The sequence below is a fragment of the Planctobacterium sp. AWM4_229 genome, assembly GCF_056160305.1.
Map to the genome: position 1 here is coordinate 74528 of NZ_JBSWWX010000004.1, position 25085 is coordinate 99612.

At 45.9% G+C, this 25085-nt stretch carries 17 protein-coding genes; 11 read left to right on the forward strand and 6 right to left on the reverse strand.

The annotated features are described in order from the left end of the window. The first annotated feature begins 11 nt into the window (after positions 1-11). The 3 genes from ACXAGP_RS09660 to ACXAGP_RS09670 all read left to right on the forward strand — a co-directional run bounded on the left by ACXAGP_RS09660 (position 12) and on the right by ACXAGP_RS09670 (position 7302). Complete coding sequence (locus ACXAGP_RS09660) at positions 12-944, forward strand: M14 family metallopeptidase (RefSeq protein WP_475261062.1); 933 nt, start codon at positions 12-14, stop codon at positions 942-944. Between the two features lie 221 nt (positions 945-1165). After that, positions 1166-6691 (forward strand): FG-GAP-like repeat-containing protein, encoded by a 5526-nt coding sequence (locus ACXAGP_RS09665; RefSeq protein ID WP_475261063.1) that lies wholly within the window; start codon positions 1166-1168, stop codon positions 6689-6691. Between the two features lie 257 nt (positions 6692-6948). Beyond that, the gene (locus tag ACXAGP_RS09670) at positions 6949-7302 is read left to right on the forward strand and encodes a hypothetical protein (protein ID WP_475261064.1); all 354 of its coding nucleotides are present in this window, start codon (positions 6949-6951) and stop codon (positions 7300-7302) included. Between the two features lie 26 nt (positions 7303-7328). Here the strand turns inward: ACXAGP_RS09670 and ACXAGP_RS09675 are convergent, their stop codons facing one another. Next, positions 7329-7745: a phosphotransferase gene (locus tag ACXAGP_RS09675; protein WP_475261546.1), complete on the reverse strand. Its 417-nt coding sequence runs from the start codon at positions 7743-7745 to the stop codon at positions 7329-7331. Continuing rightward, a complete protein-coding gene (locus ACXAGP_RS09680) occupies positions 7742-8335 on the reverse strand; it encodes a hypothetical protein (protein ID WP_475261066.1) in 594 nt (197 codons plus the stop codon). Before ACXAGP_RS09680 ends, ACXAGP_RS09675 begins: the two co-directional genes overlap by 4 nt. Positions 8336-8440: 105 nt before the next feature. On the opposite strand from ACXAGP_RS09680, the gene ACXAGP_RS09685 reads away from it, so the two are divergent. After that, positions 8441-10435, forward strand: coding sequence for a M3 family metallopeptidase (locus ACXAGP_RS09685; RefSeq protein WP_475261068.1), 1995 nt, complete (start codon positions 8441-8443; stop codon positions 10433-10435). Positions 10436-10509: 74 nt separating this feature from the next. On the opposite strand, the gene ACXAGP_RS09690 is transcribed toward ACXAGP_RS09685, so the two are convergent. From ACXAGP_RS09690 to ACXAGP_RS09700, 3 genes are all read right to left on the reverse strand, one after another. Then, positions 10510-11028 carry a substrate-binding periplasmic protein gene (locus tag ACXAGP_RS09690; RefSeq protein WP_475261070.1) on the reverse strand — a complete coding sequence of 173 codons (519 nt, stop codon included), beginning with the start codon at positions 11026-11028 and terminating at the stop codon, positions 10510-10512. A gap of 249 nt (positions 11029-11277) precedes the next feature. Continuing rightward, on the reverse strand, positions 11278-12297 hold the full coding sequence (locus ACXAGP_RS09695) for an AraC family transcriptional regulator ligand-binding domain-containing protein (protein WP_475261071.1): 1020 nt from the start codon (positions 12295-12297) through the stop codon (positions 11278-11280). Continuing rightward, positions 12294-13211 (reverse strand): GGDEF domain-containing protein, encoded by a 918-nt coding sequence (locus ACXAGP_RS09700; protein WP_475261072.1) that lies wholly within the window; start codon positions 13209-13211, stop codon positions 12294-12296. The genes ACXAGP_RS09695 and ACXAGP_RS09700 overlap by 4 nt, the downstream gene beginning before the upstream one ends. Positions 13212-13581: 370 nt before the next feature. Between ACXAGP_RS09700 and ACXAGP_RS09705 the strand changes: the two genes are divergently transcribed. From ACXAGP_RS09705 to ACXAGP_RS09735, 7 genes are all read left to right on the forward strand, one after another. Beyond that, positions 13582-16356, forward strand: a complete 2775-nt coding sequence (locus tag ACXAGP_RS09705) for a TonB-dependent receptor (RefSeq protein ID WP_475261074.1) — start codon at positions 13582-13584, stop codon at positions 16354-16356. 120 nt (positions 16357-16476) lie between these two features. Further along, positions 16477-18237 (forward strand): phytase, encoded by a 1761-nt coding sequence (locus ACXAGP_RS09710; RefSeq protein WP_475261075.1) that lies wholly within the window; start codon positions 16477-16479, stop codon positions 18235-18237. A gap of 17 nt (positions 18238-18254) precedes the next feature. Continuing rightward, positions 18255-20153, forward strand: coding sequence for a PhoX family protein (locus ACXAGP_RS09715; protein WP_475261077.1), 1899 nt, complete (start codon positions 18255-18257; stop codon positions 20151-20153). Positions 20154-20459: 306 nt separating this feature from the next. Further along, positions 20460-21317 (forward strand): hypothetical protein, encoded by an 858-nt coding sequence (locus ACXAGP_RS09720; protein ID WP_475261078.1) that lies wholly within the window; start codon positions 20460-20462, stop codon positions 21315-21317. A gap of 80 nt (positions 21318-21397) precedes the next feature. Next, entirely contained in the window at positions 21398-21946 is a 549-nt protein-coding gene (locus ACXAGP_RS09725) for an RNA polymerase sigma factor (RefSeq protein ID WP_475261080.1), read from the forward strand. Next, positions 21939-22718 (forward strand): hypothetical protein, encoded by a 780-nt coding sequence (locus ACXAGP_RS09730; RefSeq protein WP_475261081.1) that lies wholly within the window; start codon positions 21939-21941, stop codon positions 22716-22718. Before ACXAGP_RS09725 ends, ACXAGP_RS09730 begins: the two co-directional genes overlap by 8 nt. A gap of 8 nt (positions 22719-22726) precedes the next feature. Beyond that, positions 22727-23479, forward strand: a complete 753-nt coding sequence (locus tag ACXAGP_RS09735; protein WP_475261082.1) for a hypothetical protein — start codon at positions 22727-22729, stop codon at positions 23477-23479. A gap of 403 nt (positions 23480-23882) precedes the next feature. On the opposite strand, the gene ACXAGP_RS09740 is transcribed toward ACXAGP_RS09735, so the two are convergent. Continuing rightward, complete coding sequence (locus ACXAGP_RS09740) at positions 23883-25064, reverse strand: BaiN/RdsA family NAD(P)/FAD-dependent oxidoreductase (RefSeq protein ID WP_475261084.1); 1182 nt, start codon at positions 25062-25064, stop codon at positions 23883-23885. Positions 25065-25085: the final 21 nt, after the last annotated feature.

Consider the following 25085-nt stretch of genomic DNA (forward strand, 5'->3'; position numbering starts at 1 on the left):
GGAGCCGTTTTATGTCCAAAATTGATCGTTCTGAAGTCGCTTATCCCGTTGGAGTTCCCGGAAAACCTTGGGGGGAAGCAGAGAAAGCCCAGTGGTATGCAATGCAAGCGGTAAAGCGCAGTTATCAAGAGGAAGTGCTGAGCAAAATTGAGCAGCTCTCTGCTGCCTGGCAAGTTGAGCAGTATGGTGCTTTAAGTTATGACTCGTCACGTTATCCGCTATTTGTGCTGCGCAGTAAAAATTGGCAGTCGAATCTCCCTGTGGCCCTGATAACTGGTGGTGTGCACGGCTATGAAACCAGTGGTGTGCAAGGCGCGTTATTTTTCCTGCAGCATTTTGCCCATAATTATGATGGTAAGGTAAATCTGGTGGTTGCCCCCTGTTTAAGTCCTTGGGGTTATGAAACTATTAATCGCTGGAATCCCAAAGCAGTGGATCCGAATCGCTCTTTTAAATCTGGTGCACCATCCGAAGAAACCCAGGCGATAATGCAGTACATCAAAGACAATCACATTGCGCCATTGGTGCATGTTGACTTGCACGAGACTACAGATACCGATAATTCTGAATTTCGCCCTGCTCTGGCAGCGCGAGATGGCGTTACCCATGACAATTGGGATATTCCGGATGGCTTTTATCTGGTGGGGGATACCCAGCGCTCAGAAGACGCATTTCAAAAAGCCATCATTGATAGTGTTGCCAAGATTACTCACATTGCGCCAGCAGATGAGAATGGCAATATTATCGGCGATAAAGTGGTTCAGAATGGCGTCATCGAATACGACTGCAAAAAAGCCGGGCTTTGTGCCGGAATGACTGATGCCAAATATGTCACCACCACGGAGGTTTATCCTGACAGTCCCAAAACCGACCCGCAAAACTGCATGGAAGCGCAAGCGGCAGCCATTATCGGGGCATTGGATTTTGTATTAGCCAAGCGATAATTTTTGCTCATGATTTTGCTGCCTCGGATGCTCTGGGGCGGCAATAATATGAGAATAGTAATGAAACTTTGAGGGTGTTTTTGCCTTGCCAGGTGCTGTATTTCAAATGTGTCAGTTGACACTAATTGTTGTATGACAATTATGTAAAAGTGCAGCACTAATGTGGACTATTTCACGCTAAAAATTTACACTTTCTTTACTATTTTGATAAAGGAAGCATCATGTTTTATTCTGCAGATGGATTTGCCCGTCGAGCAATTTTATTGGTTGTGCTGTTCTGCACTTCTACATTCCCAATATTTGCCCAGGTCAGTTTTGACTACAATGGCGACGAGAAAGCCGATGTTTTACTGCGGCGACCTTCAGATTTTAGCTTCATCAATTACCGTACCAATGAGCAAGACATACTTGGCTTGAAAGGCACAGATATTCCCGTTGCCGGTGATTTTGATGGCGACGGGATCTTTGATGTGGCGGTGCGCAGACCTTCCAATGCTATGTGGTATATCCAGAATTCCAGCGACAGCAGTGATGCCGGTATCCAGCGCATTAAATTTGGATTACAGAGTACCGATATTCCGGTAACAGGGGATTATGACGGCGATGGTATTACCGATGTGGCCGTCCGTAGGCCATCAAATTACATGTGGTATATCCTCAATTCTTCCGGCAGTGCGAGCAATAGTAATGATGCAATTCAGCGCATCCAATTTGGCAAGAATTCGGCAGATATCCCGGTGCCAGCAGACTACAACGGCGACGGTATTACCGATATTGCCGTGCGACGTCCTTCCAGCTCGATGTGGTACATCCTGAATTCTCAGGGTGACAGAGTGAACTATAATTCGTCGCGCAACGATGGTATTCAGCGCATAAAATTTGGCTTGCAAAGCACGGATATTCCGGTACCAGCCGACTACGATGGGGATGGTATAGACGACATCGCTGTGCGCCGACCTTCCAATTCCATGTGGTATATCAAGAGTTCTCTTAGCGGCGAAATTATCCGCATCCGATTTGGTCTGCAAGCCGACGATATTCCCATGGTGGCTGACTACGACGGTGATGGTAAAGCAGATCCCGCAGTGCGCCGTGTCAGTAATAATTTCGTTTACATTCGCCGTAGCTCAGATAACCGAATTGAGCGTATTGAAGCGGGGCTTGCGATAGATATTCCGGTGGCTTCCCCTATGTCCGTTATTATGGCGATGGTGGAGAGTAGTCCTGTTAACCGGGATACCGATTCTGACGGCCTCAGTGACTATGATGAAGAGGTCTATGGCACTGATCCAACAGTCACGGACACCGACGGTGATGGCTTGTCTGACTACGATGAAGTGCACATTTATGAAACCGATCCCGTGCTCGCTGACACTGATAACGATGGGGTTAATGATGGTGATGAAGTACAGCAAGGTACTGATCCCACCGGAGGTATTACGGCAACTTTGGCGGAATACGTGGTTCAGGACACCATCATACTGGATTGGCCAGAAAGCGAAGTAAAAGAAGGCTTTTTCCCAGATTACTTAACGGTACTAAACTTTGCTGAAGATGGCAGCTTAGTTTCTGATGTTAGTGCTTCAATGGGGGCGACACAGCGACAAGAGTTGAGTTGGTCTGCAGACGCGGGTGGCGATATCACTGTCACAGGATTTCAAGCCGGACAGCGTTATTATGAAAGTTGGCACCCTTATGATGATGTCCGTAATACTTGGGGTGACGAGGTGGCCGACAGCTTGCTTAGCGCCTATGACCTCGGCTATATCGATTATTACTTTTCGACTTACATCGAGACTGAGATCACTCAGCAGCGCTATCAGGCTATTGGTGGCACAGATGGGGGCTATGGCTTACTGAAGACCACTTCCACTCGACAGACTTTACTAGTCCCCGATAGTGTTAAAGAGCAGTTTGGCGAAGAGATGTTTGTGCAAAGTAGCGATACTCAAGTGTCCCATGTTATGCGCCAATTGCAGGAGCATCGCAGCGAGCAATGGAGCGACTTAGATCAATCGGTAACTTGGGCTCTACCTCTCTTTTACTCTCTGGAAGAAACAGGAACCTTGCTCAATGCTTATGTTGGCCCGGGCTTTCGGCACGATCTAATTACCTTTGATGGCGACGAAGTTAACAGTGAGATCTCTGGAATGTCGTTAAGCCGGAGTGTTGATGAAAGCACCTTAACACTTACCAACGAACAGGGGACTCATACCTACTGGTTGTTGAAAACCAGAGAAAATGAAAGTCTGGTGACGGCACGTTTTGTTGATAACGAAGACCAGCAGTTTTGGTTTACCAGTACCTTACAAACCTACCACGGACAAAACCTGAACATTGAAGAGTCGCTTGTTACAGAGCTTCCCGAAATAAAAGCGTCCTATGCGTTTGGTTGGAATGTTGAGCGTTATCTGTCTGACAATGTGCCACTCGCGCCCTATTTGTTCGGTTATCAGTTTTCTTCTGATGGTACTTTGCAGCGCGGTATCTATATCGAAGATGAAACTGAATATCAGCAAGCGCAACTGAATTTCGGCAATGAATGGCAATACGAAATTGATGAAAGCACCGATACGCTTATTATGGAATATACGAATGGCGGTATCATCAGACAGCGCGTATGGCGCATTTTGGGCGTTGACAGTCAAAACAGAATGTCTTATCTGGAGTACTCCTGGTATTCGGAAGATTACAACTACAACGGTGAACTGGACGAAGAAGAACGCAAATATTTCATTCAACCTCGTATCAATAACAACAGAACTGTTGATTTAAGTGGCTACGGCGAACTTTGGGGTAGCCTGGATCTTGATGAAGATGGCCTGACCAATGCTGAAGAAGCAGAAGCGGGCACCGACGTGAATTTAGCCGATACCGATGGAGATGGCCTTAATGATTATGATGAGGTTATCACCCATGGAACCAACCCATTATTGGCTGATTCTGATGAAGATGGCCTGACTGACCAGCAAGAGATTATCCGTGGCACTGATCCCAATACCTATAATGTGGGTAACTTTGCACAAGCTGATGTACAAAACCAGACTTTGCTATTTGCTCAGTTGTCAGAAAATATTCAGACGGGATACGTACCATTGTTGGGCGAAGTTTATGATTTTAAGGACGATGGCTCAGTGCAGTTTCATAAGACTTCGCAAAGTGGTGGTTCTCGGGTAATTGATTTGAGCTGGACCGTGGACGACAGCGGTTATATCGAAGTTTCAGGCTTTGAAAACGATGCTACTTATAGTCGTTATGTGGCTTATTATTATCCTTTTTATGAGATTGAAGAGCAATGGGGTGGGGATTTAGCAGAGCAACTTCGTGAAGCTTATCATCAAGGGCTTATTGGCTACGAATTGGATGTGCTTACCTCCCGTGGCGACTGGTCTCATCTATTGTCCAAAGCAGGCGAGACGGACGAGGGGATTTTGACTCAACGTTCCATCATCGGGTTTGAAGCCATTGAGATCTTGCAACATGTGATCGACGATATCAATCAATACGGCAATGGCTGGCAAGGCGAAGCTAAGCGCTATGCCTTTGCACATCGTTCCACCTCTGATGCGGCACTGCGAGATATTGATGAAATAGACTATCTGCCATTTAGTGAAACCATGCTGCAGAATCAATGGGCATTGGCACATAGCTATACGCTCCAGAGTTACTTTAATAATGGTGAAGATGCCACTGCGGCCCTGTATTGGGACTTGTTCGAGTTTGAAGGTGCGACGGCGCAAACCAAGATCGCACAGGTTAGCTATGACAGGGAAATTACCGCAGATGGTGCCCTGCGATTGAGTGATGAGAATGTCACTCTGACTTACCGACCGATAATGCAGAATGAAAATGAGTTCTATACGCTACTGGAGCTTGAAGCAAATGGCGAGACTCAATATGTCGTAGGTAACATGGTACAGGCTGGCGACAATAGCAGCCAATTTACAGATAATCTACTTACAGAGATCCCGGAAATCTATTCTTCCACCATCAACGGTTGGCATGTCGATAATTGGGAGTCGGGGGTATACAGTGCATCATCTTTGTTTGGGTACCAGTTTGTTGATGCTGAGACAGTAAATCGAGGCATAGGTATTTACGATCAAGATTACGATGAAGTACCAGACATTTATTTCGGCTCCAGTTGGACTTACAGCTTGTCCACCGAAGATAACCAACTGGTCATGTATCGACCGGAAAACCTTGGTTATCGCACCTGGGATATCTTAGGTGTCGATGGTAATGGCAAAACACTAGTGATGGAGCGTTCCATCTATCAGTACGATGCTAATAATGACGGTGAAATTACGGCTGACGAAACGGGCTATTTGATGTTGCCGCGCATTAACATGCTGGAAAAAGTGGATCTGTCCGATTATGACGCTTGGGGCAATACAGACTTTGACGAAGATGGTTTGACGCTTGATGAAGAAACTACTTACGGCACGGATCCTGATAACCCAGATTCAGATGGCGATGGGGTCTCAGATGGCGATGAAGTTGCCGCAGGATACGACCCTGCCGTGGCCAATAACTTCATAGACTTTGAACTATTTGGCGATAACACCCTTGCCTACTGTATTCAACAGGAAGTGGGTCAAATGTTTGTTACCGTTGAAAGGGTAACAGAATTAGACTGTTTTGACTTTCGCAACATCTCAACGTTGGCAGGTTTAGAGCAGTTAGTTAACCTCGAAAGGTTGGTGTTGCTTGAAGCAGTGGTGGATGATTTTAGTGTACTGGCAGAATTGAACAGTCTCACCGAGTTACTGATAATCTCTGGCGAAATCAGCGACTTGAGTCCTCTAAGCGACATGACACAATTGCAAACATTATCTCTGCAATACTCTAGTGTTGATGACTATAGTGCTATTGCCAATTTGAGTAATTTGCAGTGGTTGAGCGTGAGTAATACCAGCTTTGTTGATCTTCAAATTCTCGAAGGATTGCAATCATTGACGACATTGCACCTCAGGTGGACGGCAATTGAAGACTTTCAACCACTTAGTACCCTGACCAGCTTACAATACTTAAACTTGACGGGTACCAGCTTCAGTGATGGTGAGATTCTGAGTCCCTTGAATCAACTGGAAACACTGCTGTTGGTTGGCGTTACGACTGTGACTGATTTTGACCCGATTCTGGCGTTACCAGCATTAACCGGATTGGATCTGTCGGGTACCAGTATCGATAATTTTGCGGTATTTAGCACCAGAGACAATTGGAAGCTGATTGGTGCTGGTGGTATCGCATTAACCACGGGTGACCTGTCATTTCTTGCGCAACAAACCGCGCTAGAGACACTTTGGCTCAACGATAGCGGACTGAACTCGGTAACTGATGTGAGCGCATTAATCAGCCATTTGCCCATCAAAGCATTGGATCTTTCAGATAACAATATTATTGACCTTACAGGCATCGAAGCTCTCAGTACGCTGGAGCGCTTGTATCTGTATTTCAATAATATTCAGGATATTACGCCCCTGTATAGCCTGCCTGCGCTGCAAAGGGTAATACTTAGCTATAACTATGATCTGTCTTGTTGGGACCTTGAGCAACTTCATTTAACCACGAGCGCAGATGTGATTTACCACGACTGTCGGTTTGAGAGCAATGATTTGAAACCACAATCTGGAGCAAGTAAAGCTGCAATTACATCTGATTTGACTAAGCTATTGCAGCAACGTTATGCAACACCGCAAAAGGGCCAATCAATTTATCGGAACTTATTGGACCATTGGTATTAAAGGAGAGGGCACCGCTGGGCTCATCGCGGTGCTCTGATTACAATATTGTACCCGTTTGTCGCTGCATGTAAGGTGAAATGCGACTGTGCCCCGGTTTTCAGCCTTCCAGAAAACGCTGATAATCAGCCCAGGCGAAGGGCATCAATTCCAGATAAAAAGGGGCTTATCCTTTTTGAAAGGTCTCAGAGTATTTGTGGTTGCCAAAAGAACAGGGAAAATCTAATTTAGGCACCGTTTAATAGTTTTGAGGAAGAGTAATGAGAGTTATTAGCTATATTTCAACGTGTGTTTTGTTTTTCTATTCCGCGGCATCTGTCGCTAATTGGACGGATTGGGGAACGGTAACGGAAGTGATTTCTCATGAAGGCACTTATATCGTATACACCAATATATCAAACCAGACCTGTACCAAAACTGGAAATTTCTATTGGAAACGATATGAGATGGCAGATAATGGTCAGGAGGTGAAAAATGAAGATGCTGACGATATGTATTCAATGGCACTATCAGCTTTAATGGGAGGTCGAGAAATTGCTGTGACATATGATCCAGATGAGCAAAAATGCCTGTTCAATCATATTTCGCCCTCAACTCGAATGAGAATTCGTTAGGGATAAATTGGTGCCCTTTTCAGAGGTTATCCGAACTTGGTCAGTGCTTGTGCTGTCTGTATTTGCATGTAAGGTGAAATACGAGTGTGCCCCGGTTTCCAGCCTTCCAGAAAGCGCTGGTAATCAGCCCAGGCGAAGGGCATTAACTCTGCCCATTGATGGCACAGGGCTGCGCAATCCACGCCTTTTTTTTGGGCTTTTAGCTTCAGACTTAATTGCCTGAAGTATTCTTGCACCAGCTCATCTGCGCGGTTTTCCAATGCATGGTTATCGAGGCTACTGGCCAGCAACAACACCACATCTTTAACCCCTGGTCCCTGACCGGCATATTGAAAGTCCAGCGCGGCAACTGTTTCCTGGTCCTTGTGAAAGCAAAAATTAGCGAGTTTGGCATCGCCGTGATTTAAGGTTTGGTAGCTGCAGCTGCGCAGTTTCTTATCTATTGCGGCCGCTGCTGTTTGAGTGGCGAGTCTGCCATATTTTGTAGTTCATCAGGTCGGGTGCCCAGGTGCCAGTAGCCACTGTGGGACCATAACTCTGGCGTTTGAGCCTGTATGAATTGAGCGTGAAAATTGGCAAGCCATATCAAGCACAACTTTACCCGATGGTAGTCGCCGTCGGTATATCGCAGGCTATAACCTGCAGCGTCCAAATCCTCCAATAAAATTCGATTCTCATCGGCAAGCGAGTTTTCCTGCAAATAAAGAGGTACCCGGCATCCGCCGTCACATTGTTGTGCGTAGTGCTGATAAAAGCTGGCTTCAACTTGATAAGAGTGCAGTTTCCTGCTGTGGCTTAGCGGTGTATTCCAACCGCGCGGATGCTGTTGTATTTCGGGCGGAGTTATGTGTTTAACAATTATTGACCCGTTGCACTTCGAGGTATAGCGAGCAATCTCGCCATAACCACTCCACAGGGTTTGTAAGGTTTCCGAATAGATATACCGACGATCATTAAAGAAGATGTCGGAACGCTGCAAGTGATTTGTGGCGGGTGCTGACATGTGAACTAATACTGAATGATTGATGCTCAATTCTAACCTTTTTGTCGCAGAATGTTACAGGGGAAGCTTGTGGTTAGACAGTCTGAGACAGTTGTGCTTAAATTTTCCGCTTAAAATGATAACAAGGAACACACGATGAAATCTGCACTCTTATCACTGGCCGTGGCCGGTTCGTTAATGGGCTTTAGCGCCCATGCTGACGACCATGGCAAACACAAAATGCTCACCGATGGCATTAACCCCCACCTGACAGGCGAGCAAATTACCAAACTCTGTGACGATGTTTTGGCTGAGGCGAAAAACAGCTTTGCCGCGCTTGAATCGGCCACAGGTCCCGCCACGCTTGAAAACGTGGTTGGCGCGTTTGATCAGATCATTAATGACATGTTGCCAGTGAGACATGTTTGGCACATCCGTGCCGTTCATCCAGAAGAGGCGGTTCGCGATGCTGCTACCGCCTGTAGTGAAAAACAATCAGACTTTTTTACGCAAACCGGGTTGTCAAAAGGTTATTATGATCGCATTGCTGCGATTGATCTGAGCAAGCTGGGTAAAACCGAACGTTTTATGGTGGAATCGGCATTGTCAGATTTCAGACGGGCAGGTGTGGATAAAGACGAAGCCACCCGCAACAAGATTCGAGCACTGCAGCAAGAAATCACTGAAATCGGCAATGAATTCAATAAAAACATCCGCAGTGATGTGCGCTATGTGGATGCCACTATCGAGCAACTAGACGGTCTGCCACAAGATTATATCGATGCTCGTCCGGCGGATGAGAATGGCATTATCAAAATCTCTACCGACTATCCTGATCTCCGCCCGGTAATGACTTACTCCACGAATGACGATTTGCGCCATAAATTGCGCATCGCAGCCCGTTCGCGTGGCTATCCCCAAAATGAAGCTGTGTTGAAAAAGCTAATTAAAAAGCGCCATGAACTGGCCAATATCCTGGGCTTTAAAAACCATGCTGAGCAATCCATGGACGACAAAATGATTGCTACGCCGGAGAATGCCCAAGCCTTCTTAACCCGTATTGGTGAAGCACTGAAAGGCCCGGTGGAAAAAGAACTGGATGTCTTACTTAAGCGTTTACAGGAAATCAATCCTGATGCTAAAGAAGTACAAGTTTGGCAGTCTAGTTTCTTACAAAATCTGATCCGTCAGGAAGATTACGCCCTGGACTCTAAAGAGGTGCGCGAATATTTCCATTACGAAAAAGTCCGTGCAGGTATTTTCCAGTTAACGGAAGATTTATTTGGTGTGGATATTCAGCCTTGGGAAACAGCTACCTGGCATGAAGATGTAGAAACTTACCAGATCATGGAAAACGGCAAGCTGTTAGGTCGTTTTTACATGGATAATCATCCACGTGCTGACAAATATAAGCATGCTGCCCATTGGACATTAAGACCAGGCATTAAAGGCAAGCAAATCCCATTGTCGGGTCTGGCGCAAAACTTCCCTCGCGGTTTGATGGAACACGGCCAGGTGGAGACTTTCTTGCACGAGTTTGGTCATCTTATTCACAACATGTTCTCTGGGACTCAGAAGTGGTATGCCATTACTGGTATGAGCATGGAGCGCGACTTTGTTGAAGCACCCTCGCAAATGCTGGAAGAGTGGATTTGGGATTACGATACCTTGAAAACCTTTGCCAGTAATGAAAAAGGTGAAACTATCCCCAAAGAGCTGGTGGCAAAAATGAACCGCGCCCGTGACTTCGGCTTAGCCACCAATACGGCAACGCAAATATTCTACGCTAACCTGTCGTTGAACTACTACAACCGGGAACCGGACTCCTTTGAGTTGGATCCGCTGATGCTGGATATGCAAGATAAATTTGCGGCCTATCCTTACGTAGAGGGTACCCATTTTTATGCCAACTTCGGTCACCTGAACGGGTATAGCTCCAATTACTACACTTATCAGTGGTCATTGGCGATTGCCACCGACTTGTTCTCGCGCTTCGAGAAAGAAGGCATGCGCAACAAAAAAGTGGCAGCGGACTATCGCAATATGGTGTTAGGTGCCGCAGGCAGCAAACCTGCCGCGGATTTTGTAGCCGACTTCCTGGGGCGTGAATTTAGCCCGGATGCCTATATCAAGAAGTTACAATCATTGTAAATGTTAACCTGAGTCGAGGAGCGATTATTGCTCCTCGCTTTTAATTGCATGCTTAGTTTTGTAAAAGAGCAATGTTAAAAACAAGTTTGTAAGTTTCGGTAGTTGTCAGAATTCTTAGCCAAAGCCAGATATACGGGCTGGGTACCAACGACATGGTGGTTAACGATATCCGTGATATTTTTGTCGCGCAGACTCTGCTCTACAATGGCTTTGACTCCCAGCAAAAATTCGACGCGTTTTGCGTTGAGCAACAGCAGTGCTGACTCAAAGTCACTCGTTTCAACTACACTGGCGCCATTGAGTTGTTCGTCAGAATAGTTTAGTGAACGCATGGTGGCTACTCTGGATGTTGATGACAGGCTGTCTGGTAAATCCTCTAAATAGTCTCTGTGGGTAAAAACAGCTAATTCCACTTTGCCTATGGGCTCAAGTGAAAAATCCAGGAACTCAGCTCTTTGTTTGGAGTGCATTGCGGGCATCAGAGCATCCACTTTCCCTTCATTCGCCAGTTTTAGCGCCCGCGCCCATGGATAAAACTCTATGGCGTAACTCAAATTCCTCTCTGTGAGCATGCTTTGCAGCGGTTGTTGCACAGTACCTTGCAATCCCTTTGACGATTGATAAACAAGTGGTGGAACCTTAGTCGAGGCAATTACTATTGGGTTTTCACAGGAATTATTCGACGCTTTAACACCGGTCGCACAACACATAATAGTGACTAAAACCAAGGTCGGAATTCTTGATAGCGTCATTGTGAAAAATAATATGGAAAGTTATCGGAGAAACGAGTATAGCAATTTACTTTCAGTATTTTTAGACGAGAGGTAAAAGACTTTGACATGTTAACTGTGGCCTGATTTTAGCTCACTCGGGGTCATACCCGTCCAGCGTTTTATAGCGCGTCTGAAGTTGGGAAGGTTATCAAATTTCAGGGACTGAGCTGCCTGTTCATTGGTGAGGTTTTTCACTTTTAAGTCGAACAATGCGGTTTGCGCCTTACTTAAATCCTGCAATTTCTGAAAGCTGGTGCCGTGTTGTTTGAGTTTGCGTTTTAAGGTGGCAGGGCTGATTTGCATGCCTTGGGCAAGCTCTTCGAGGTTGCAGATATCCTCGTGCTGCAGGAATTGCGTCGCGTATTGTAAAAGTCCGGTTTTTTGTGGCACCTTGCGCAACGTTTCAGCACATCGCTGGCGATGATGTCGTCTTGCCAGGGCACTACTATTGAGCAACTTTTTCTGTAGCCAATGGTTCTCTACCGCAACCATGTTCATGGGGTAATCAAATGTTAGACGATGCCCGAGGTTTTCCTCGAATTGATAGATGTTGCGCGGTCGTTTCTGTTGAAAGTAAAAGTGCAAAGGAATTTGGTGACCGATATGCCATTTGCAGGTGGCGTTGATAGCCGTGTATAACATTTCCTGCAAGAAATGCTGCTGATCAGACTCAGCAACGGCATTGTTGACGATCAGCCAGGTTTTATCCTGGTAGCGCTTGGTGGTAACCCTCAACCATGGAAACATCAAATATTGATAGCACTGCATCAAGCGCAGTAAATCACCAAGAGAGCGAGCGTTGTTAATGAGTTCTGAAATATCAGGGTCGTGATTGGGAAACAATCGCCTGCCCAAAAGAAAACTTAAATCACGACTGCTAACCTGCTTTTGCGCATTGGCTAATAATTTTTCTAATTGTTCAAAGCTCAAATAATGCTGACGATTGAGTAAGTCCTCGTAGAAAATGCCAGTACCCCGCAGCAGAGGCTCAATGTCGGCACCGCGATTGCGCGCCAGATCCAGCAATTTGATCACCAGTGTCTGGCAATCGAATTGTTTGTCTTTTAGTTCAAACCAGGATCGAGTCATGCGGCTTTGCGGGTGCGTTTTTCCAGTTTCAGGGCTTCCATTTGCTCATTCAGTGCAGCCAACATTTGCTCAGCACTATCGCCACTTTTCGCTACCTGTGCGCAGACACTAACCTGGCAATGAAATTCATTACCTTCCGATAATGGATTGAACTTGCGTGCTTGCAATGCGCTCTCTAACTGTTTGGCGGTAACAAGTGTGGCTTCCTTGTTGGTATCAGGTAGTAAAATGATAAACCGATCTCCCGCATAGCGACTGGCAAGGTCGGTGGCTTTAAGTTCAAACATGATGAATTCGGCAATCTCTCGTAAAAACTGGTCGCCTCTGGCATCACCGTAGTCACGGTTAAACTGTTCGAATTGGTCTATATCCAGCATTAATAGGCTAAAGGTGGGATTACTATTGTGCAATTCTTGTTGGATTTGTTGTTTCATATACTCAGCGCTGTACAGCCCTGTAATGTAATCCATCAAACCATGTTCGCGATAAATGCGTTCTCTGCGGCGCAATTGTTCGTTCACGGTAAGCTGTTCTTTGTGCCAGTGATACAAACCTATTGTCATTAATATCATGCCAATGGGCGCCGGAATCGACTCCCACGCAGTCAGCCAGCCGTGTTGTTCCGGGTATTGGAAAAACTCGTCCAGCAAATCCAATAACATGCTTACGTTCATGAACACTAACCCGACAATAAGTAGCGTGGTAACACGACCTGCGGGTCGGCTGATCAGGGTAAAAAATATCCAGGCTAAGGTCATCAGGGTGATGCCACCTTCGCCTAAGGTATCCGTCCATTCAAATTCACCCGTCGGCTTTACTTCTCCGATTGTGGCGGAAAACACGATTGTAGCAGCAATGGATATCAGCACGAGGGCAATAAGCCGACCGTGCAGTTTCAAAAGGGTAAAGTTCATAGTTCGCCTGCGTTCGGGTAATTCGCTGATATTTTAAGCTAAGGCAGGATTGATAAATAGGGTCAAATTGGCTCATTGAATTGCACCAATCTGTGTCTTTGGTTGCTTTAAGCCCACTATTTAGTGAGTTCAGGGATCATCAAATATGATTATGTTGAGCAGGTAAGTGTATGATATTTAATAATTAATTATAAAGATTCAGATTGGCTCATTTTCATCAATAAAGCGTCTTTGTTGGCTCGGAAAATGCCCCTGTTGTGCCTGATTGTCATAATTTCTACCAGAAATTGTCATAATTTCACCTTACCTTGCGCCTCGTTTTTTGAATCAGCCCATTGGGCAAACAACGCAACAACACACAGGCAACACAATGCAACATTCAATGTTTAAGAAAAGTATCGTTGGCGTAGCGTGCGCGCTGGCATTCTCTGCGACCTCGGCATTAGCCGCTGGCGACGTAAGCGGTAAAGTTACAAATGCAGATAGTAGCGTCGTTCTGGAAGGCGCACTGGTAGAAATCGAGGCGTTAAACCTAAAAGACGTGACCCAACGCGATGGCAGTTTCCGATTTCACAATCTAAAAGACGGTGTGTATCAGGTACGCGTGACTTACATTGGTACTGAGTCAAAAGTTTTCCCGATAGAAATTAAAAATGGCCAGAATATCACTCCTAGTTTTGCCATGGGTAAAAGCGAAGAGGCGTTGGTAGAGTTACTTGTTGTGGGTCAACGGGCTTCTCAGGCGAGCGCCTTGAATCGACAAAAAAACGCTAAGCGTGTCACTTCTATCGTTTCAGCTGATGCCATTGGTCAATTCCCGGATCAAAATGTTGCCGAGTCATTGCAGCGCTTGCCTGGTATGTTCATCCAGCGAGACCAGGGCGAAGGCCGCTTTGTGGGTATTCGCGGTATCGATCCTAATCTGAATAATCTGACCATCAACGGCGTGAACATCCCTTCTCCTGAAAGTGGCGTACGAAGCGTCGCGATGGACGTTATTCCCTCAGAATTGGTTGATAGTTTGGAGGTGAGTAAAACTGTTACCCCCGATATGGATGCCGATGCGGTCGGTGGCTCAATTGAAGTGAAAAGCTTAAGCGGTCTGGATCGTCCAGCGGGTTCTTTCAGCCTCACCGGCCAGTTAAGCCAGAGCCAATTGCGGGACGAAACTAGTCCGAAACTGTCGGGTAGCTATAGCACCGCATGGGATCTGAACGACGGCAATCATTTTGCTTTAGCGACCGCCATTAGTTGGGCTGAGCGCAAGTTTGGCTCCGACAACATGGAAGTCGATGGTGGCTGGGGCAACTATGATATTGAGGTAGACGCCACAGGTGAAGAAACCGAAATATTTTCTGCGGAAGAAATTGAGCAGCGTGCTTATTGGGTTGAACGCGAGCGCACCGGCCTGGCGTTAAATCTGGATTATCAATCGGCTAAAAATGATCTTTATTTGCGTACCCTATACAGTGAGTTTTCTGACGATGAATATCGCTTGCGCAACGAGTACAAGTTCTCTGACGGCAACCTTGGCAGTTTTAGCGACGGTGCAGCCCAGTTTGTGGGGGCAGAGATGGACCGCGATACCAAAGGCAGATATGAAGAGCAAAAAATCTGGTCAACCGTGTTAGGCGGTGAAACCCGCCTGGATACCTGGACACTGGAATATAGCCTTGGTTATGCTAAATCCAGTGAAGAAGAGCCGGGTCGAGTTGACATCGATTTCAAAGGCGAGGGCTTTGACTTGGGTTATGGCTCACTGGGTGAAACGCCTGCGTTGAGCCAATCTGCTAATGCCCATGATCTCAGCAATTTTGAAATGGACGAAATTGTATGGGAAAACAATAACAGCGAAGATGATGAAACCAGCTTCAAATTTGACGCCAGCCACGATTTTGTCTGGAACAATCACAATGCGACTTTCAAAACGGGTGTAAAGCTACGCAACCGCAACAAGTTTAACGATGCCGATATCACGGTATTTGATGGTGGTTTCAATGATGCCACAGGTGCAGATTTTGCCACATCCGAAGTGGATTGGGGGCTGGGCAGTTTTGGTCCGGGGATGGATCGTCAGCAATTGCGTAATTTCTTTAACAGCAACTTTTCCGGGTTTGAGGTCAATAGTTTAGACACCACCATAGAGTCTAGCGGCGCGTCGTACGAGTCTAGCGAAGATATCTTTGCTGCCTATGCCATGCTGGATCTGGATATCAACAACTGGAACATCATTTTTGGTCTTCGCTATGAAGATACCCAGTTCAGTACTTCTGGGAATCGCGTAGAGTTGATTGTGGATGAAGTAGCAGATATTGAAGAAGTCGTCGTCACTGCATGGGATGTGGACAAGGATTACGACCACTTACTTCCCAGCTTGAATGTGCGTTACGATTTCAATGACAAGCTACTGGCGCGCTTTGCTTACACGCAAACCATTGCCCGCCCAAGCTTTGAAGATTCAGCGGCGTTCCAGCTAATCACTAACGAAACCGAAGAAGACGATGGTGAAATTGAAACCAAAGTGGAAGCGGAAGTAGGCAACCCCGATCTGGACCCTTATGAGTCGCAAAACTTCGATCTGTCTGTTGAGTATTACCCGGGCCATATTGGAGTGCTATCTGCAGGTTTGTTCTACAAAGATATCGATAATTTCATTGTAATGAGTGAAGTGCAGGACAACGGTCAATGGGATGGCTTTGATGAGGTGATCCAACCCATTAATGGTGGCAGTGCCAGCATTACCGGGATTGAACTTGCCTGGGCGAAGACTTTCCAAAATGGCTTGCTGATCAATGCCAATGCCACTTTTACTGATTCTGATGATGAATTACCGAATCAGGCAGACACGGTGGGCAATCTGGCCATCGGATATGAGAACGATGTGCTAAGCGCACGCTTGACCTGGAGTCATCGCAGTGAGTCGTATCAATTTGATGATCAGGATGCCCCCGTCTATGAAGACACCCACAACCAGATGGACTTGAATGTGAAGTATTACTTCAACGACAACATGCATCTGTACCTGAATGGCGTGAACTTGAACGACGAGCCTCTGTACATCTATCACAACAGCAGTCGTTATGCTTATCAGTATGAAACTTACGGAAGAACCTGGGAAATCGGGTTTAGCTGGAACAGTTTCTAAGTTAATTGAGCGGGCCCCAACGGGGCCTGCGTCTCGCAAGGTTTGAACATTCTCATGTTATTGAATAATTTAAAAGTAAAGTTTGGGCTGCTGTGTTTGGGGTTGCTTAGTGCGACCTCTGTGCAGTCACTCGAATATCTTAGCCCATTAAAAAAACATCATTGGCTGGCTAGCGTGCCGCTAAAAGGTTTGCAAGTGCTGGATGCGCAACAGCAGGTAATCGCAGAATTTCCCGGTCGATATGAGCAAACGCAATCACTGTCTTTAGCTGACGGTAACGAGCTGGTGGTGGCAGTAAATCAAAATGCCAACAGTCTGGACATCCTTAACTGGAATGGCGAGCAGCTAACACTGTTACAGCGCCAATCAGAAGAGCTGCTGGCTCTGGAAGGCATGTGCTTATATCAGGAGCCTGTGAGTTCAGATATTCACGCCTTTTTATTGATGGAGCACACCGAAATACAGCAGCGCATCATCTATCACGCTGCGCAAAAGCAGGTGGTTAACCAGGCCGTAAGACAATTGCCTGCGCCCGATGCAGTAGTGGCTTGTGTTACCGATAGTCAGCGTGAAATTTTGTATTTTGCCGAAGAAAGTGTTGGCGTGTGGCAAATGAGCGCCCATCCTGAAAGTGAAAAAGGCCGCTCTGCGGTGAGCCTGTTACAGCCTTTCGGAAACCTTCAAGACAGTGTCGAATCCCTATCGTTGTTGCCAGATGGCACCCTGGCGATAGCGCAATTTGAGACGCAGTCGCTGGTGTTGCATCGCCCTGATGGCGATATCCAGGAGTTGACGGTAAAAGGCCTGACGGAAGCGCACGCCATACAGCACTTGGATAAACAAAAGCTGAAAGTATTACAGGGAGAGTCTATTGATGCATTGCACTCTGTTACCCTGGAGTTGCCATTGGAAGGTAAAACTGCGATTAGTAAATTTGCCCAAATCAGCGCTACGGCAGAAACCGATACTATGCAAAAGTATGGTGACGCAGCTGACGATCCCGCCATTTGGTTTAACTCGAAAGAGCCACAAAAGAGCCGGATATTGGGCACCGATAAAAAGCGCGGTTTGGCGGTCTATGACTTGCAAGGCAAGGAGCTGCAGTTCCTGGAAGTTGGCCGCATCAATAATGTGGACCTACGGGATGGTTTTAAATATCAGGATAAAGCCTGGACTTTAGCCACCGCCAGCCAGCGTGACAACAACAGTATTACACTATTTCTTATAGATGATATGGGTGTCGCCAGTACGGTTGGCGAAGTTGCTACCGATCTCGATGAGGTTTACGGCTTGTGTATGTATCAAGGCGAATCAGGGCATTATGTGTTTATCAACGATAAAGATGGTCGTTATCAGCAATATTTGATCCGCAGTGACTTAAGCGGTGAGTTAGTCAGGGAATTTAAACTCGGCGGCCAACCAGAAGGTTGTGTGGCTAACGATGCTACCCATGAATTGTTTGTTGGTGTCGAAGATGAAGGGATTTGGCTTACCTCTGCCAAAGCACAAACAACACAGCAGCCACAAAAAATCATCGCTGTGGGTGGTAACCTAAAAGATGATGTGGAAGGACTGGCTTTGTATCTGAAACAAGATGCCAACTATCTGGTGGTGTCCAGTCAGGGCAATAACAGTTATGCCTTGTATCAGGCGAAAGCGCCATTTGATTATGTAGATTCTTTCCAGATTGCGGCTAATGTAGCCCAAGGCATTGATGGCGCTTCGGAAACCGATGGTTTGGAAGTGTCCAGCCATAATTTCGGTGGGCAATACGCAGAAGGGATGTTGGTGGTGCAAGACGGGCGCAATGTTATGCCAGCACAACCTCAAAACTTCAAGATAGTGGCATTTAGCGACATTCTAGCTGGCCTCAAACTCTAATTTAACAAGGACCCACCATGAAACTGCAGCAATTCTCCGCTTCTCTCGATTTTCAATCATTACTAGAGCAGCGTTATTCCCGGCGTTCATTTATCAAGAGTGGTACGGCAGGGGCGGTTGCAGTTTCAATGGCGGGCTGTGGCGATGCAGTTAATTTGGTAGAGCAGACTGATATTAAGAACAGTGGTTGGCAGTTTGATGCGGTTAAACAAGGTCTGGATGCCCATTTAACCTTGCCCGAAGGATACGATTATCAGGTGCTGCTGCGTTGGGGGGACCCGCTTAGCCAACAAGCACCAGAGTTTGACCCCATGCAACAAACAGGGGAAAAGCAGGCAGAGCAGTTTGGCTTTAACAATGATTATGTGGGTTTTTTACCTTTGCCCCTAGGTTCGAAAAATAGTGAACATGGCCTGCTGACTATCAATCACGAGCATACTAAAGGCCGCATGATGCATGCGGGTATTACCTCAGATAGCCAGTTAAACCTGGAGCAAACCAAAGTGGATATTGCCGCCCATGGCTTGAGTGTAGTGGAGGTGAAATGCGAAGGTGAGAGTTGGCAGGTGGTTAAAGACTCAAGGTATACAAGGCGTATCACCCCTGATACGCCGATGGTATTGACTGGTGAAGCCGCAGGAGACACCTTGGCCAAAACACAGTTCAGTGCTGATGGCATTCAAACCCGAGGTACATACGGAAATTGCGCTGGTGGTTTAACGCCCTGGGGAACGGTGCTTACTGCGGAAGAGAACTTTGATAAGTATTTCAGCGGTGATATTGCTGCTCTGGCGCAAAAAGAAAATTTTAAGCGTTATGATTTTTCTGGTGAGCAGGAGAAAAGCTGGAGCAAATACTTCGAACGCTGGGATCTCAATAAGCACCCAAACGAAGCTTTTCATATGGGCTGGATCGTGGAGATTGACCCTTATGACCCCACCAGTACGCCTAAAAAGCTGACGGGTTTGGGACGTTTCAAACACGAAGGGGCGAATGTGACCATAGCGCCAGATGGTCGCGCAGTGGCATACAGCGGTGACGATGAAAAGTTTGAATATGTATATCGTTTTGTCAGTCGTGATAAATATCAGCCCGGAAACGATAAAGCCAGCCGGGCGCACAATATGCAGTTACTGGAAAACGGTACCTTATCGGTAGCGAAGTTTTCAGAAGACGGTGCATTAACCTGGTTGCCGCTGGAATTTGGCAAAGGTCCGCTCACCGTTGAGAATGGCTTCGGCTCCCAGGCTGAAGTGTTGTTCAATACGCGCAAAGCCGCTGATTTACTTGGGGCTACGCCAATGGACCGACCGGAAGATGTGGATATCAATCCGGTTTCTGGCAAGGTGTATGTGATGCTCACCAAAAACGATAGCCGCAAGCCGGATGAGTTAAACGGCCCTAATCCTCGTGCCTATAATAAAGCCGGACAAATTATCGAACTGATCCCGCCCGCTACCGCATCCGGAGAAGTCGATCACACAGCCGAAAAGTTTGCTTGGGAATTGTTTGTGCTGGCTGGGAATCCCGAAAGCGAGAACGAGCAGGCTGTTACCTTTTATCACCCCGACACCGATGAAAATGGCTGGTTTGCCTGCCCGGATAATTGTGCCTTCGACAATCAGGGAAATGTTTGGGTGACCACCGATGGTGCAGAGGATTTTGGCGTGGCAGATGGCGTTTGGAAGGTGGTAGCTGAAGGTTCAAAACGAGGTTATGCGCAGCGTTTCCTGCGCGCTCCCATTGGGGCTGAGGTGTGTGGTCCTTGTTTTACGCCAGATAATACTACCTTCTTTTGTGCTATCCAGCATCCGGGAGGCGACTCCAGTTTCGATGAACCCAATACCCGCTGGCCGGATTTTGACCCTGACATGCCACCAAGGCCGGCGTTGATAGCGGTAACAAGATCTTCATAGTACCACTGCCCTCCCGCTATGGTGGCTAAATGAGCCTGTAGCTAATGATTGGTGGAGGCGTCTGAACGGCGGTCATTCCAATAGAGCGCCGTGCGCCTTGATACAAGGCGCTGGCAAAATGTGTCTTCCTGAATTGCACCGTCCTTTGGCATTAGTATTGGAAAAATTGATGCCTTTTCTTTTAATCAATTAGTTACAGTAGACGGTAAGCTAATTAATTAAAAATATTTTTTGCCAGGTACAACCTTTTTAGTTATCAGAAGTATTAGTGGATAAGAAATAATATAACTAAAACGGATGATATCCATGACTAAGCACAGTTTTTTAAAAGGTTTAACTCTCAGCGCACTATTAACGTTTGGCCTTTGTAACGTTGCGCTGGCCAACAACAGCACTAAAGTTGAAGCGCTGAAAGATGCCTTATCTGGTGTCGGTATAACAGACCTTAGCGCTGAAAATTTAACGGCATTGCAGGTACATAAAATAACATTAGACGATGCCAGAGTTATAGCTGCAGCTTTTGACACCGACGTATCCCTGTCACACATTATCGCCTTCAAGATTGCGGGTATCGATGCTAAAGATGTAGCAGCATATCGCAATATGGGCTTAACCGTTGATACAACCGAATCCGTGCTGATGTACAAACACTTGCAGGTGGATCAAGTTTATGTGAATTGGTTCAACAGCCTTATGTTACCCGATTCAGATGAAGAAACACTTCTCGCATTTGCCGCCAAAAAACTGGATCGAGAAGACCTGGAGTCATATTTTGCGATGGGCTTTAAGGACTTAACTGCCCGTCATATCCTGGCATTACACCACTTTGAAATTACCGAAGAACAACTTAGTCCCTTCAGAAAACTGGGTCTTGCAATGGACCGGGCACAAGACGCCCTCAAGATTAAAATATTCCATCTTAGCGACAACATCATTGAGCGGTTTCAGGCTTTAGGTGTAAAAATCGACCACATTGATGAACTTGTGGCATTTCAATATCTGACGTTGGATTCGACGATGTTAAACAAAATAAAAGAGCTCGAGGTTTCAAGTTTTGATGCAAAAACGTTTTTCTATGACCATGTTTCAATTGAGCAACAGTTTAATGGTGAATTTTTTGAAACTTTTTACAGACTGATAATGAAACTACATAATGGCAGTTAAAAGGCGCTAAATCAGTCAGAAGTAAAACTCTGAGAAGCGCTGAGATTGCGAATTAGCTGATTAATAATAATGATAAAAGTATGCTTGAAGAAAAGCAGTTGATGCAGGAAATAAAAAATGGCGAGGTGAAGCTTGTGGGCGTTTTATTTGAACGTTACCACCTCCCCATTTTTAATTTCTTCCTGCGCCTCGGCGTATCAAAAAGTGCTGCGGAAGATCTGGTACAGGAAACCTTTATTCGTGTTATCAAGTACAGAGACAGCTACGATGATAAAGGTTCATTCTCGGCCTGGTGCTACAAAATTGCCAGAAATATAGTGTCGGATTATTTTAAGAAACCTGATAACTCGGTTGGATTTTGCGACTGGGATGATGACATTGCAGTAGGCTCCAGTCATGGTCAGGAGTCGGATTATCAAGAGCAACAATCCAGGTTTAAACTGGCTCTGAGTCAACTGTCTTTTGAGCATCGCGAGATTATCGTATTGAGCAGATATCAACAGCTTCCCTATCAAGAGATTGCCAGGTTGCTGGATTGCAATGTCAATACGCTCAAGGCTCGTATCAGGGCCGCAATTAACTCACTAAAGCGGCAATATGATGAATTGAGTGGAGATAACCATGGTTAAATCACATAAAAACGTCATCAATAAGGCATTTATTGAAGAGGCATGTGCTGAAAATGATGCTACATCGGCTGAAATGCAATTGCACGATGCATTTATGGAGGCATTTTTTGCTGAAAGTACTTTAGACGAAGAGGTACAACCAGGTACTCAGTTAAAACAAAGATTCTATCAAGAGTTGAGCAACTACCCGAAGACAGACAGTCATCAGGGGTTGATTGCGAAAATGAAGCGCATGTTGGGCAGTGTTGCTCAATTTTTCTCTACCACTAATGTGAATTTTGCGCCCCAATTACTGACCATTGTTATTGCGTTCACAAGCGGCGTGGTGGTGGATAGAGCGCTACAGGGGCCATCGGCAATAGACGCTGAGCAACAGTCCTTAAAAAATTTGTTGGTAGTGGCCTTGCTAAATCAATCGTCAGCTCCGGAGAGACTTACGGCCTTCAATTTTATAGATAGTAAGCTAAGTTATGATTCTGAGCTGACCGGGCATTTGATTGAGGTGTTGAAAAATGATGAATCTGATGGTGTTCGTCTCGCTGTGTTGAAGCACCTTGCGGGAGCGTTGCCTTATGCCAGAAAGGAACTTATTGAAGCCTTGCGTTACCAGAACAGCATACTGGTACAAATGACAATAATAAACGTGCTGATGCACCACAGCCCTCTTAGTGCAGAGGAAGCTAATAAGATAAGTGAAATGCAAAATATTGATGCGAATCTGTTAAATGACGCCATTATTTTGAAACGCGATAAACAGGTAAATGTAATATAGGTTTAATCATGAGAATTCTAACCCACGTTATCATGGCTTATGTTGTTTTATTTAGCTATTCAGTGACAGCATCTGAAGCTGATCTTTCGCATAGTCTGACACCTGCAACCAGCACATCACATTTTATCGTTAATCTTACGCGAGGGGATATTTCTATTGTCGGTTACGATGGCAATAGCATAAATATTACTGCTAATTTTCCAGAGCAAAAAAGTGATCGCACCAGTAGCTGGGAATCGATGTTTAATGTCAGGCAAAACAACAAGTTTATCGAGCTAAGTACAAAGAAAGACGAGGTTTTTTATTCCCTCGTCGTGAAAGTACCTCATCAAACACAATTGACGCTTCGCGCATTGGATGCAAAACAGCTTTCGATTGCCGGGCTAGAAAGCAATGTCGAGATAAGTGCAAAAACCGGATTGCTTCGAGTTAGTGATATTAAAGGTTCGGTTGTTGCCACAGTGAGTAATGGCAGAATCGTTGCAAATTTAACGCATTTCAAAAGAGAAAATATTTACTCTTTTACATTGGGTCAAGGAGATATCGATGTTAATATGAGTAAGTTTGCAGATGTATTACTGGAAATTATTAACCATCAAGGGCAGTTATCTTCTGATTTTGAAATCTCACCACTACAGAGTGTTGCACCGGGCAGCGTGAGTGAGAACACGTACTTTTCAACCAGTGGTGTTATAAATAAGGGGATTTCAAAGCTTATGTTGAACAGTTTTTATGGTGATATTAATTTAAATAAAATTTAAGGTTGAAAATCCTTTCTCTTTTAAATCTCTTACGCAACCAGCGATAATTAAATGTCGAATAAGTGGTAATAAATGTTTTATTTGGATTTGACTTGCTTCTTTATTTATTTTTGGGTGAAGGTCTATTTATTAGTCTGGCGATAAACTAATGGTAGTTAAAATGATCTATTGCGAATGATGCTAACGCTGACAGTGGCTTTACCTTCAGTGTGAACTGATTTATCTCAGCCATCTCCTTAGAGTTGGCTTCAGCGAGCAGTGAATGCAAGACGTCCTCACTGAATTTGCTAGAACCTCAGAGCGGTTTATGAAGGAAGTAAAAGAATCCTTCTCGAAGGACTTTCATCTGCAAACCTGTTTGGTAGTACACAAGGGGGTGTATGATTAGGAAGCCGGGCTAAGATTAAACCTCTTGCCCTGCCACCCAGGCGCTGCTCCAGGCCCATTGGAAATTATAGCCCCCAAGCCAACCTGTGACGTCCACTACTTCGCCGATAAAATAAAGGCCTTCTACATCTTTGGCCATCATGGTTTTACTGGACAGGTGTTTGGTATCCAGGCCACCCAGTGTCACCTCCGCAGTGCGGTAGCCTTCGGTGCCGTTAGGTTGTATTAACCACTGCTCAAAGGCCTGCGCTACTTGTTCCAGCTGTTTACCCTGGAACTGTTTTAAGGGTTTGTTGCTGAGCTTAAAGTAGGGGATGGCCGCTTGCACAAAACGTTTGGGGTACACTTGCGCCAGTGCGGTGGCCAGCTGCGCGTCTGGACTGCTTTGTTGTTTTTCCTTGAGCACTTCATGCAGATCGCCATTTGGATAGAGGTTAAATTCTACCCTTTGTCCCGGCTGCCAGAAGCTGGAGATTTGCAGTACGGCCGGGCCACTTAAGCCGCGGTGGGTAAACAGAATGTTCTCGTTAAAGCTGGTGTTATTACAGCTTGCACTGGCGTTAACGGAGATACCGGATAGATCCGCCAGCACCTGCTTGTCTTTGTCGTGCAGGGTAAAAGGCACCAGACCCGCACGAGTCGGCAAAACGCTCAAGCCAAATTGCTCTGCGATTTGATAGCCAAAGGGAGTGGCACCCAGTTTAGGCATACTCAGTCCGCCGGTAGCAATCACCAGGCTTTCGCACTGGTAAGGGCCATGGCTGGTATCCAGAATAAATCCACTCGCGGATTTCTCAATATGGCGAATCTCGCACTGCATCTGGTGTTTTACACTTGCCTTGTCGCATTCTGCCATCAGCATATTGACGATGTCTTTGGCGGAGTCATCACAAAACCACTGGCCGAGGGTTTTTTCGTGGTAGGCGATATTATATTTTTCCACCAGAGCCACAAAATCCCATTGGGTGTAGCGGCTTAATGCCGATTTGCAAAAGTGGGGATTGTTCGATAAGAAGTTTTCTGGCGATGCGTACATATTGGTGAAGTTACAGCGGCCTCCACCAGAGATTAAAATTTTGCGACCGGGCTTTTTGGCGTGATCCAATACCAACACGGAGCGACCGCGTTTACCTGCCTCAGCAGCACAAAACAAACCCGCAGCGCCTGCGCCAATGACTATCACATCTTGCTGTATCAAAGGAATCCCCTGTTGTAATCG